Raw genomic sequence first — 14067 nt, 5'->3', positions numbered from 1 at the left:
ATCCAATTATGATATCAACGTATAAATATTTATTTTTCTTTCTTTTAATTGGCCCTTTAGTTTTTAGTCAAACTAAGTCAGACGAGTGGCATTTATTAGCCACTTCAAGAGAAAATTATTATGGAGTATCTATGGCAAACGGCCAAATAGGAATTGTTACAGATGATACACCGCTAAAAACAAAAGAAATTATTTTGAATGGTGTATATGATGGAAGCCCTGAAAATGGTATCAGTAGAGTTGTGCGCGGGATAGAATTTTTAAATCTACGTTTGACTATTAATAATCAAGATATTAAATCAGATAATATTAGTAATTGGTCTCAAGTTGTCTCAATGAAAGAGGGAACAAGCACCACTTTATTTTCATTTAAAGATTTAGCGACTATTAATTACACAATTTTAGCTAACAGAGCGATACCATTTTCAGCAATGGCAATAGTCGAAATCATTCCATCTAAAGATATAGAGATCAGTGCTAATAATTACATGACAGTTCCTGACGAATTAAAAGAGGCTAAAAGTCAGTTTCGTGTACTAAAAGACAACCAATATTTAATGCCAGTTTTTGGTACTGTCGCTAAAACTTTAACGGGTAAATACACAGTTGCCGCGTCAACTACATTTCTTTTTGATGGAGATTATGTGGCTTTAAAGCAAACTAATAATGAAGTTGGTTTTACAAAAAAATTGAAAAAGGGAAAAAAATATCGTTTTGCTATAGCTGGAGGAATTTGTACTTCTAAGGATGTTACTGATCCTTTAAATGAATCGGAGAGACAACCGATATATGCTTTACAAGAGGGAATTGACAAACTTTTAAATAGACATAAACAAGCTTGGGCAGAGTTATGGAACACTGGAGATATCCAAATTAAAGGTGATTTAGATGCGCAGCAACGTGTGCGTTTTGCGTTATATAATTTATATTCCTTTATTCGACCAGACACTAGACAAAGCATTGCACCTATGGGATTGTCCTCACAAGGGTATAACGGTCATATATTTTGGGACACTGAACTATGGATGTATCCAACACTTTTGGCCATGCAACCTGAGATGGCAAAATCATGTTTAGATTATCGTTCAGACCGCTTACAAAAAGCAAAACAAAAAGCTTTTATTTATGGCTACAAAGGAGCTATGTATCCGTGGGAATCAGATGATACAGGTGAAGAAGCTACACCAACGTGGGCATTAACTGGCATTTATGAACAGCATATTACAGCTGATGTTTCGATAGCATTCTGGAATTATTATGCATACACACAGGATAAGGGTTGGTTAAGAAAAGAGTGGGCAGTACTCAAAGAAACAGCTGATTTTTGGGTAAGTCGTGTTGTTGAAAACCAAGATGGTAGTTTCTCAATCTTAAACGTTGTAGGCGCTGATGAGTACGCTCAACACGTGGATGATAATGCTTTTACAAACGCATCTGCAATTGAATCTTTAAAAAACACTATAAAAGCCGCCAAAATATTAAATGAGCCAATCAATCAAAAGTGGATTACCATAAGTAACAAATTGTTAATTCATACTAAAAATGGTATTACGCAAAATTATAAAGGATACGAGGGACAAATGATAAAACAGGCAGATGTGAATTTGTTAGCTTATCCATTGAATGTAATTACCGATAAAGGACAAATTGAGAGAGATCTTGAATACTATGCAGAAAAAATCGATAAAAAAGACGGTCCTGCAATGGCATCGGGAGTTCTATCTGTCTTATATGCCCGTTTAGGCAATAGAGAGAAAGCTTATGATTATTTTGTAAAAGCGTACTTGCCTAATAGTCGTCCTCCATTTGGAGTATTTTCAGAATCAGCAAATAGTAATAATCCCTATTTTGCAACTGGTGCAGGCGCCATGTTACAAGCAGTTATTTATGGTTTTGGCGGTGTTGAACTAACAGATACAGGACTAAAATATAACAAAGGATTGCTTCCAAAACAATGGAAATCTTTAAAAATTATCGGAATTGGTGTTGATAATAAGACAATTGAAATAAAATAATTATTAAACGATTCATTTATTTTAGATTGCGTTTTGTGTGATTTATAATCAGGTTTAGTACAATAATTAAACTCGTTTTCTTATGAATTAGCCTAGTTTTTCATTCATTTTATTTCGCGTAATATATTCTCCCAAATTGGCAAATTACTTTTTTTTAAATAATTTGAAGTTGATGATACGCATAAAAATTCGTAATATGATATAATGTGCAGGTGAAGCAACATATTTAAAAAGGGTATTCAATTCGACATCTTGTTCAAAAAAGTTGTAAAAATTACAAGTTTTAACTCATCAAAATTTTACTTATTCTTTCAGTTTTTATACAGTTGTTTTTTATTCAATTTTCAATTTTATCATTTATTATTATCTGCGAATATTTAAAGTTTTAACTAGATTCTCAACTGCATGTACAACAATATAAGTTGTAAAAAGAGAAGATGTTTATCATTTTAAAAAAATATTAGTACTAATCTTTGTTATAGTAATGTCGAAAGCTTAAATAAAGATTTTACTTGAGTATTATTATAATTTTAAATACTTTTTTGTAGCTAATGTAATTTTTATTATAATTTTTTAAAGTTTTAATACTTAAATCGAAAACGTTTTCGGTGTTGCGAAAACGTTATAGTTTAATGAAATGCTAAATTTATCTTAATATTATCCTTATGTTTGATATTAGAAGTAAACAAACCAATATTAAAAAAAATTATTAACCAACTTATTTACTACGTATGAAAAATATTTTAATAAAATCCTTAGTGGCATTCCTATTGATGCTCTGTACAAGTGTGGCGTATTCTCAAGATGTGTCTGGTACAGTATCTGATGGAAGTGGGCCATTGCCAGGTGCGTCTATCTTAGTTAAAGGAACGACAAACGGTGCGCAAACCGATTTCGATGGAAAATTCACCATCAGAAATGTGGGTGCAAATGCCGTTTTAATATTTAGTTACATAGGTCTTAAAACGCAAGAGGTAGACGTAGCAGGAAGAAATACTATAAACGTAGCTTTAAAAGAAGATTCAGCTGAATTAAAAGAAGTTGTAGTTATAGGTTACGGTAGTGTTAGAAAAAAAGATGCTACTGGTGCGGTTGATCAAATTGGATCTAAAGATTTTGACAACGTGGCAGCCCCCTCACCAGCTCAATTGTTAAGAGGTAAAGTTGCTGGTGTTCAAGTTACACAATCAAGTGGTGAACCCGGTGCAGGTGTAGCTATTAGAGTTCGCGGAAATTCATCTATTCGCTCTGGTAATGGGCCACTTATTGTTGTTGATGGTGTGCCGTTAGATGGAGGAAATGTATCAGCAGGAGGAGCAGAATTACTTGGAAGCTCATCTTCAAGGAATCCTTTAAATTTTGTTAATCAAAATGATATTGAAAGTATTTCAGTATTAAAGGATGCTTCTTCAACGGCAATTTATGGATCTCGTGGTGCCAACGGAGTTATTGTAATCACCACAAAAAAGGGGAAGTCTAACGTACCGCAATTAACGTATAGTACTTCATTCCAGTTTAGTAAATTATCTGGTAAACTAGACGTAATGAATGGAGACCAGTTTGCCGCTGCGGGAGGCACTGATCTTGGATCAAGATCTTACAACTGGAAGGATGCCGTATTGAGAAACGGATTTGTTATGAATCATGATTTGTCTTTCACAAAATCTACGGAAAATTCTAATACTCGAGTATCTTTTGGAGCCTCTAATACTGACGGTATCGTAAGAAATACTGGTTTGGACAGGTATACTGCTTCGTTTTACAATTCAAATGACTTTTTTGGAGGCGCTGTTAAAGTTGAATCAAGAATTATTTACGCATCATTAAAAGATCAAGCAACATTATTGTCAAATAACGCTGGTTTTATTGGTAATGTAATTGGTACTGCTTTATATTGGAACCCTACCTCTCCTATAAGAAATTCAAATGGCTCTTTTAACGTAGTTGGAGATGATTATTTAAATCCAGTTCAATTATTAGAATCTTATAACGATTATACTAACACGAATAAATTATTAGGCAGTATTAATACAACATGGAAAATTACTAGTAAACTGAAGTACCAGTTTTTACTTGGTATTGAAAGTTCAACCTCTAGTAGAAAAAGCCAACTATTACCGACAATGATAATTTCAGGAGATGCCTTTAGAGGAACTGATCCTGATACTCAAGAGGTAAAATATGGATCAGCTTTTATCAATAATCAAAATAAATTTAATAAGACTTTTGAGCATACACTTAATTATAATAATGATTTTGGAGATAATTTAAATTTAGATGCATTAGTTGGATATTCTTACTATGATTATAATGCTGACGGAAATTTTTCAAGTGGGAAAGGTTATAATATAAACCAGGTAAATTTGATTGATAATATTGAGGGAGGTCTTCAAAGAGAATATAGAGTTTCATCCTATAGAAATAGAGTTGAATTACAATCTTATTTTGGTAGGATCAATGCTACCATATTTAAAAAATTGCTACTTACTGCTACCCTAAGAGCTGATGGCTCAACAAAATTAGGAGTAAATAATAAATATGATTATTTCCCTTCTGTAGGTTTGGGATATAAATTTATAGAGGATAAAGAGGGTCTTTTAAATACTTTTAAAATTAGAGCAAATTACGGTATTACAGGAAATCAAGAATTTGCTCCAAACTCTGCAATTGCTAGAGCCTCTTACGGTAATAATGGCAACTTGAATGTTGATACAAACTCGAACGCTGATTTGAAATGGGAAACAACTAAATCATATGGAGTTGGTGCTGATTTTGAATTAATTAATAATAAGTTATCCGGATCAGTTGATTACTTTCAAAGAGATACTAAGGATTTAATTTTTCCTATCCCGGCAGCGGCGACGCAGCCCGGAGCGCCATCTCCTCGTTTTAAAAATTTACCTGGAAATTTAATCAATAAAGGAGTGGAAGTTTCGTTGAACTATAAAGTTATCGATACTAAAGATTTAACTTGGGACATCTCTGCAAATGCTTCTTTCTTAAATAATGAAGTAAGAAACTTTACTGGTTTTGTTGCCACAGGAGGATTAAACGGTCAGGGATTAACGGATGCTTATGCTCAGGTAATTACAAATAATCTTCCTGCTTATACCTACTTTTTGTATGAGTGGAGAGGCTATGATGTAGATGGAAATTCGATTTATGCAGATGCAGATGGAAACGATGCGAGTTTAGGTGGAGCTGCTAAAAAGTTATTGGACAAACAGCCTTTACCGAAAATTAATGTAGGTTTCACTACAAGTTTAGCTTATAAAGGGTTTGATGCGAGTGCTTCATTTTATGGCGCTTTTGGTCATTATATTTATAATAACACAACTAATGCTTATTTTTTTAAATCAGCGTTCCTTGGAGGTAGAAATACAACTTTAGAAGCTGCAACATCTCCTCAATCAGCAACAGATCCAAATTCACCTTCTACTAAGTATTTAGAAAAAGGAGATTTTTTAAGAATGGGTAACTTAACGTTTGGTTATACTGTAAATTCATTGGAGAAATTCGGAATTAAATCAGCTCGTTTCTTTGTAAATGCTTCTAATTTATTTATAATTACAAGTTATTCAGGTTCTGATCCAGAGGTCGATACTGATAAATCATTAAACGGTGTGCCTTCAGCAGGAATGGAGTATTTGTCTTATCCTAGAGATAAAAGTGTATCACTTGGACTTAACGTAACATTTTAACAAAAAAAACAATGAAAAGAATTAATATTATTAAAAGCATCTTGTATACTAGTACCATTGTGCTAGGAGTAAGTTGTACAAATTTAGACGAGGAAGTATTAGACGGTGTAGTACTCAAGGAAACTGGTGGAACAGTAAATACTGCTTCACTTTTAAAGACTGCAAATGAAGGATTGCGCGGTTTTCAAGATCAAGATAAGATGTTTGCCCTAGATGAGATGTCAACTGATGCATTAGTTGGACCTACAAGAGGTGGTGACTGGGATGATGCCGCTAAGTGGAGGCAATTGCACAATCATACATGGGCACCCGATAATATTGAGATTAGAAACGCTTGGAACTCATTGTTGTCTCAAGTTTATAACTGTAACTTAGTTATAGAGAATGGTACTGCAGGACAAATTATTGAAGCTCGATTTTTGAGGGCTTTCTATTACTATAATGTTATCGATTTATTTGGGCAAGTGCCATATAGAGAAGCCGGAAGTGCAGTAGAATCAGATCCAAAAGTTTGGACAAGACAAGAGGCTACTGCGTTTGTTATAAGTGAATTAGAGGCTATTATTGGAAATCTGCCAGCTAGAATTATCAATGATGCAAGTCTTGTCAATAAAGATGCTGCGCATTTTTTACTAGCAAAATTGTATTTGAATAAAGGCGTTTTTAATGCTGTTGATCCTGCTGGTCCATATACTTTTGATGCTGCAGATATGACAAAAGTGGTGACTAATGTTGATGCTATAAATAGTTCATTGGCAACTGATTATTGGGATAATTTCAAGCCAACGAACAATACTTCACCAGAGATTATTTTCTCTTCTAAAAATGTGAGAGGAACCTCTGGTGGTGGAATACAGTCAAGATGGAGAATGGGTATGCATTATCAACAGACACCTGATGGTTGGAATGGGTTTGCAACTGTAGCAGAATACTACAACAGATTTAATCCAAATGATAGACGTATAAAAAATTCTGATCAATATATTATTAATGCATTTGGAAATAATGTTGGTTTTCAAGTTGGTCAAATGAAAAACGGAAAAAATCGTGATGCAGAAGGAAAAGATAAAGATGCAAATGGTGTTGCATATACTAATTTGCCCGCCGGAACAATTAATCTTAAAGATAGGAAAGGAAATTTGCTAATATTCACTCCTGCATTAAAACTTGTTATATCAGACGCTAAAGCGATTGAATCAGCGGGTATTAGAAGTCAAAAATATATTCCAGATGAAGCTGATTTAGGTGCTCCTGAAAATGACTACGTACTTATGCGTTATTCTGACGCATTATTAATGAAGGCAGAAGCAATTTTAAGAGGGGGAAGTGGTATAAATGATCCTGTAAAACTTGCACAGTTAGTTACAAGAACGAATGTCGCTGGTACAGTTCCAACAACTTTAGCTGCTATTTATACAGAAAGAGGGAAAGAGTTATGGTTTGAAGGATGGAGAAGAAATGACATGGTTCGTTTTGGTAAATATTTAGAAGCTAGAGAATTAAAAACATATGTTTCAGCTAATAAATATATTTTGTTTCCAATTCCAGCAGATGCTTTGTTCAATGCAAATATAAAGCAGAACCCTGGTTATTAATTTTTTCTTATCACAAGGTGTTTTTTGAGTTAGTCATAAAGAGGGTATTTATTATCCTCTTTATTTTATAACTATTTTTATTCTTTTTTGTGTCAATATTATATAATTTAGGCAATTCATACATTCGCAATTTCCAACTAAAACACTAAAACACTAAAATATAATATGTTTATTCGTTTTTTTTTATTTCTACTTTTACCTTTTTTCTTTTTAAATTGTTCAAAAGAAAATTCAGCAAACAATGATACTTTGTTCTCTAAATTAGCTGCCTCTAAAACAGGGATTAATTTTGTAAATGAGGTTAAAAACGGTGCTGATATGAATATTTTTAAATATAGAAATTTTTATAATGGTGGAGGAGTTGCTATCGGAGATGTCAATAATGACGGACTTTCAGATGTGTATTTCACTTCAAATCTTGGTACAAATAAACTTTACATTAACAAGGGAAATTTTGAATTTGAAGATATTTCTAAAAAAGCTGGTGTTGAGGGAACCAAAACTTGGTCAACAGGAGTTGTTATGGTAGACCTAAACGCAGATGGCCTACTTGATATTTATGTTTGTAACGCAGGAAATAATTTAGGAGATCAACAAAAAAACGAACTTTTCATCAACAATGGAAATACTACTTTTACTGAAAAAGCAGCAGAGTACAATTTAGCTGATACGGGAATAACCACACATGCAGCATTTTTTGATTATGATAAAGATGGTGACTTGGACGTTTATATTTTAAATAATAGTTTTATTCCAGTAAGTAGTCTCAATTATTCAAATAAACGCGAGTTAAGAGATAAAGACTGGGATGTTGCTCAAATATTAAAAGGTGGTGGTGATAAATTACTGCGCAATGATGACGGTAAATTTATTGATGTAAGTAAAGAAGCAGGAATTTACGGCAGTCTAATAGGCTTTGGTCTTGGCGTTACTGTGGGCGATGTAAATGGAGATTTATATGCCGATATTTATATTTCAAATGATTTCTATGAAAGGGACTATTTATATATAAATAATAAAGATGGGACTTTCACGGAGCAAATTCAAGACTGGACATCACACATAAGTCAATCTTCTATGGGAGCTGACATGGCCGATGTCAATAATGATGGGAAAGCTGATATTTTTGTAACGGATATGTTACCAGAACCGGATGATCGTTTAAAAACTACCACAAATTTTGAAAATTATGATTTATTTACTAGAAAAATAAATCTTGATTTTTACACGCAATATATGCAAAATACTCTGCAAATTAATACTGGTAACAAAAATTTTCTTGAAATTGCAAACTATGCTGGGGTAGCAAAAACAGACTGGAGTTGGGGCGCATTATTATTTGATATGGACAACGACGGTTACAAAGATATTTTTGTTTGTAATGGAATTTACAATGATTTAACCAATCAAGATTTTGTTGATTTTTTCGCAAATGAGTTTATGCAAAAAATGGTAGTGACTGGTAAAAAAGAAGAAATTCAAACTATTATTAGTAAAATGCCAACCACTCCTATTGTTAATTATGCTTTTAGAAATAATAAAAATTTAACTTTTAATAATGAAGCGATGAATTGGGGATTTGATACTCCTAGTTTTTCTAATGGTGCGGCTTACGGTGATTTAGATAATGATGGCGATTTAGATTTAGTTGTAAATAACGTGAATATGGAATCATTTGTTTATCGCAATAATTCAGAGAAAAACAAAAACAACCACTTTTTAAAAATAAAATTAAAAGGAGACGGTCAAAATAGATTTGCGATCGGAAGTGTGGTTGAACTTTTTTCGGCTAATGAAATTTTGAGACAGGAACTAATCCCGTCAAGAGGTTTTCAATCGTCTATTGATTATGTGATGACTTTTGGAATTGGAACTAAAAAGATTGATTCGTTGCGTGTAATATGGCCAAATGGTAAATTTCAAACCATAAATAAGTTAAAAAATAATTCTACTCAAACCTTAAAGATTAGAGATGCTAAATTAGATTTTGTTCCAAGAATTAATTCTTTCAAACCATTATTCACAGAAACTAAAAGTTCATTTGCAGCACATAAAGAGAACGATTATATAGACTTTGATCATGAGGGTCTGATTTCGAAAATGATTTCACAAGAAGGACCTTCACTTGCTGTTAATGATGTTAATGGTGATGGAAATGATGATGTTTTTATTGGCGGAGCCAAAGGGCAAAGCGGGAAAATATATTTCAATAATGGTAAAGGAGGTTTTTCAGCTTCTTCTCAAAAAGATCTCGATCTCGATTCAAGTTATGAAGACACAGCGGCAAGTTTTTTTGATGTAGATAATGATGGCGACATAGATCTTTTAGTAGGTTCCGGTGGAAACGAAAAAGAGGACAAGGCAAATTATAAAAATAGATTGTACTTGAACAATGGAAAAGGTATTTTTCTAAAAAGTAAAGCGAATATTCCAACGACAAATAACAACGTCTCTATAATTGCACCACATGATTTTGATAATGATGGTGATATTGATGTTTTTATTGCAAGTAGAAGCGTAGCTGGTGTCTATGGAATAGACCCTAAACATCTATTATTAGAAAACGATGGTAAAGGAAATTTTATAAATGTCATTGATAAAATTGCATTCAAAATAAATGCGGTAGGAATGATTACAGCTGCCGTATGGGAAGATGTTGACAATGACGCTAAGAAAGATTTAATAATTGTAGGTGATTGGACTTCTCCCATGATATTCAAGAATAGTGGGCGTCGCTTGACGACTTATAAATCAAACCTTAGTGATTATAATGGTTTCTGGAATGCTATTACATGTGTAGATCTAAACAATGATGGGATGAAAGATTTTGTTTTAGGAAACCGAGGAACGAACACCACATACAAGCCTGTTACAGGAAATCCATTGAAATTATTCATAAATGATTTTGACAATAACGGGACCATTGAACAAATAGCAACAAGATCTGTAAATGGTAAGGATTTACCGCTTAATCTAAAACAAGAATTAGCGAAACAGATTCCTTCCATCAAAAAGAAAAATTTGACTTATGCTGATTATTCAACAAAAACTTTTCAAGAATTATTTAGTAAAGAAGTGATTGAGAATTCTATTCAAAAAATAGTTACTATTCAGGAAAGTGTTGTTGCAATAAACAAAGGAAATGGTAAATTTGAAATTAAAGCGCTTCCAAAAGAAGTTCAATATTCTGCTGTAAATGCAATTTGTACAATGGATGTGAATGGTGATGGAATTATGGATTTAATTTTAGGTGGAAATCAGTATGAATTTAAGCCGCAGTTTTCAAGATTAGATTCAAATTATGGAAGTGTTTTGTTAGGAAGCGCAAATGGAAATTTTACTTGGATGCCAAATAATAAATCAGGATTTTTCATTAAGGGAGAGGTTAAGCACATTGAGATTGTAAGGGATAAAAGTAAAAAAGAATCTGTTTTAGCTATCCTTAATGATAATACTCCTAAACTTTTTAGACGAAATGAAAAATAATTTTAAAGCAGGACTGATTTTATTGCTGCTGATGAGTTGCTCAAAAAAGGAAGGGCAATTGTTTCAAAAATTAGCCCCAACAGAAAGCAATATTAACTTCAGTAATAAATTAGTTCCTTCAAAAAACATTTCAATTTTAGATTATTTATATTACTACAATGGCGGAGGTGTAGCTCTTGGCGATATAAATAATGATGGTTTAGTAGATGTTTATTTTACCTCAAATCAAGGCAAAAATAGATTGTATTTAAATGAAGGAAACAATAAATTCAAAGATATATCTATTAAAGCTGGAATTGAAGGTTCGAGCGATTGGAATTCAGGAACAGTAATGGCTGATGTAAATGGCGATGGCTATTTAGATATTTACGTTTGCGCTGTAGTTGGTATAAATGGTTTTGAGGGGCATAACGAATTATTCATTAATAACAAAGACAATACTTTTACTGAAAGCGCGGCAGAATACGGATTAGATTTAGATAATTATAGCTCTTCTGCAGCATTTTTCGATTATGATTTAGATGGAGATTTAGATATGTATTTACTAAATCACGCAGTACATTCAGAATCTTCTTTTGGAAACGCGGCCAGTAGAAATATTAGAAATTTTGAATCTGGAGATAAACTGTTTCGTAATGATAATGGAAAATTTATTGATACGAGTGCAGCAGCAGGAATTTTTGGTGGTGCAAATGGATATGGATTGGGATTGGCCGTAGCCGATTTTAATCTAGACGGTTATCCAGATATTTATGTTGGAAATGATTTTCATGAAGACGACTATTATTATCTAAATAATGGCGATGGAACTTTTACAGAAAGTTTAAAGCAATATTTTGGTCATACTTCTAGATTTTCAATGGGCGTAGATGTCGCTGATGTAAACCACGATGGATTTCCAGATATTTTAAGTTTAGATATGCTTCCCGAAGAAGAGAAAGTGTTAAAAACTTCATTAGGAGATGATAACATACAAATGCTAAAATTAAGAACTAAAAAATTAGGTTATCACTACCAGTATTCTAGAAACATGTTGCAGTTAAACCAAGCTGGAACTCATTTTACTGAAACGGCTTTATTAAGTGGAATTGCAGCAACTGATTGGAGTTGGAGTGCATTATTTGGTGATTATGATCAAGATGGCGAACAAGATGTTTTTATAAGTAATGGAATTTCAAAGCGACCAAATGACTTAGATTATGTAAAATACTATTCTAATGATCAAATAAAAAGTAAAATAAGCACCACTAAATTATTAGACAAGGAAGCTTTAAAACGAATGCCAGCTGGAAATGTTACCAATTATGTTTTTCAAGGAGCTCATGATTTACAATTTAAAAATCGTTCTAAAGATTGGATTGAAAATGACTCTGTAATTTCAAATGGTAGTGGATATGCGGATATTGATAATGATGGTGATCTAGATGTAATTACTAATAATACGAACGCTATTGCTTCAATTTATATTAATACGACTAACAAAAAGTCTAATTTTTTAAAAGTTAAACTGAGATTTACAGGTAAAAACAGCTTTGGAATAGGAACCAAAGTAATTTCATACGCTAAGGGGAAGAGACAATTTAAGGAGCTGCAAACTACAAGAGGATTTCAGTCCTCTTCAGAACCGATAATTCATTTTGGTTATGGAAATGTAAAAGAGGTCGATTCATTGGTAGTAATTTGGCCTGATAAAACTTTTCAAACTGTAAAAAATGTAAAGACCAATCAAACTTTAGAGATAAAAGTAAAATCGATTAGAAAAACTTTTAATTATGCAACTTTACATCCTGCAATAATACCCCTATTTACTAAAGTAGCAAACGGCTTAGGAATAGATTTTACGCATGAAGAAAATGATTATTCCGATTTTTTAGTTCAAAAACTAATTCCTTATCAACGTTCAGATCGTGGTCCTGCAACTGCGATAGGTGATCTAAATGGCGATGACAGAAGCGATATTTTCTTTGGAGGTTCTAAAGGTAAAAAAGCTTCTATTTATTTTCAGGATACTGATGGATTTAAAAAGAAAGTAGTTTCTGAGATAGAAAATGATTCTGTTTTTGAAGATGTTTCCGCTGTTATTGGTGATTTTAATAGTGATAGAATTAACGATTTGTTTATAGTTTCTGGTGGAGGTGAAAACGCATCCGACTTAGAGGACAGACTTTACTTAAAAAAGGGTAATACATTTTTAAAATCTAAATTACCCAAAGTAGCACAAAATGCAGCAGTTATAAAAGCATTTGATTATGATAATGATGGGGATTTAGATGTTTTTATTGGTAACAACTCTGTTAATAATAGGTTTGGTAGTATGCCAGATTGTTATTTGTTAAAAAACAATAATGGCGTTTTTACAATAGTGCAAAATAAAATCTTCGAGAAAATAGGAATGGTAAATGATGCCATCTTTACTGATTTTAACAAAGACGGAAAAGTAGACTTAATTGTAGTAGGCGAGTGGATGAAACCTACTTTTTTCCAAAACAAAAATGGAAAATTTATTGACGTTACAGCTACAGTTTTAACAGATAAAAATAACGGTTTATGGCAATCAATCATTTCATTTGATATTGATCAAGACGGTGATGAGGATTATTTAGTAGGAAATTGGGGGATGAATTCAAAATTTAAAGCTTCTCGAGAATTTCCAATGAAAATGTATTATGACGATTTTGATGGTAATGGAAATTATGAAACTATTGTAGCTATTGAAAAAAACGGTAGGTATTATACCACCTTAGGTTTAGATGATTTAACAGAGCAATTTAGTGGTATGTTAAAAAAGAAATTCAACAGCTATAAATCATTTGCAGGAAAAACGCTTGAGGAGGTTTTTGATCGTACTAAACTAGAGGAAAGTAAATTATTTGAAGTTCATAATCTTAAATCAGGATATTTAAGAAATGACAATGGGAAATTTACTTTTGTGCCATTTGAAAATAAAATGCAAGTGTCACCCATTAGCAGCTTTGTGAAATCAAATTTTGATTCAGATTTAAAAGAAGAAGTGTTTGCTGCAGGAAATTATTTTGGAGTTTCTCCTTATCACAGCCGATTTGACGGATTTTCGGGTGCTTTGATAAAAAACACGAAAACGATACTTTTAGGAAATCAAATAGGTATTAATTTGACTCAAAAAGCAGTTACGGATTTGAATATACTTAATTTTAAGAACAAGAAATACATGATTGTTACAATTAACAATGAGAACGCTGAAGTTTATGAAATTAAAGCAGTTAAAGACAAAACGAAACGATAAATAAATTA

Annotated in this window: 5 protein-coding genes; all 5 read left to right on the top strand. The window is 32.5% G+C overall.

The genetic code is table 11. The features are described 5' to 3' along the window. Positions 1-8: 8 nt before the first annotated feature. The 5 genes from BUA99_RS02595 (at position 9) to BUA99_RS02575 (ending at position 14059) form a co-directional block, all read left to right on the top strand. Complete coding sequence (locus BUA99_RS02595; protein WP_072988689.1) at positions 9-2015, top strand: kojibiose hydrolase; 2007 nt, start codon at positions 9-11, stop codon at positions 2013-2015. A 731-nt stretch (positions 2016-2746) separates the two neighbouring features. Further along, entirely contained in the window at positions 2747-5716 is a 2970-nt protein-coding gene (locus BUA99_RS02590; protein WP_072987887.1) for a SusC/RagA family TonB-linked outer membrane protein, read from the top strand. A gap of 11 nt (positions 5717-5727) precedes the next feature. After that, on the top strand, positions 5728-7311 hold the full coding sequence (locus tag BUA99_RS02585; protein WP_072987884.1) for a RagB/SusD family nutrient uptake outer membrane protein: 1584 nt from the start codon (positions 5728-5730) through the stop codon (positions 7309-7311). A 165-nt stretch (positions 7312-7476) separates the two neighbouring features. Further along, positions 7477-10797, top strand: a complete 3321-nt coding sequence (locus BUA99_RS02580; protein ID WP_072987881.1) for a VCBS repeat-containing protein — start codon at positions 7477-7479, stop codon at positions 10795-10797. Beyond that, positions 10787-14059 (top strand): VCBS repeat-containing protein, encoded by a 3273-nt coding sequence (locus BUA99_RS02575; protein ID WP_072988686.1) that lies wholly within the window; start codon positions 10787-10789, stop codon positions 14057-14059. Before BUA99_RS02580 ends, BUA99_RS02575 begins: the two co-directional genes overlap by 11 nt. Positions 14060-14067: the final 8 nt, after the last annotated feature.

The sequence above is a fragment of the Flavobacterium segetis genome, from assembly GCF_900129575.1.
Taxonomy (GTDB): Bacteria; Bacteroidota; Bacteroidia; order Flavobacteriales; family Flavobacteriaceae; genus Flavobacterium; species Flavobacterium segetis.
Note: the sequence above shows the minus strand (reverse complement) of the source record. Positions and strands in the feature narration are given on the sequence as shown.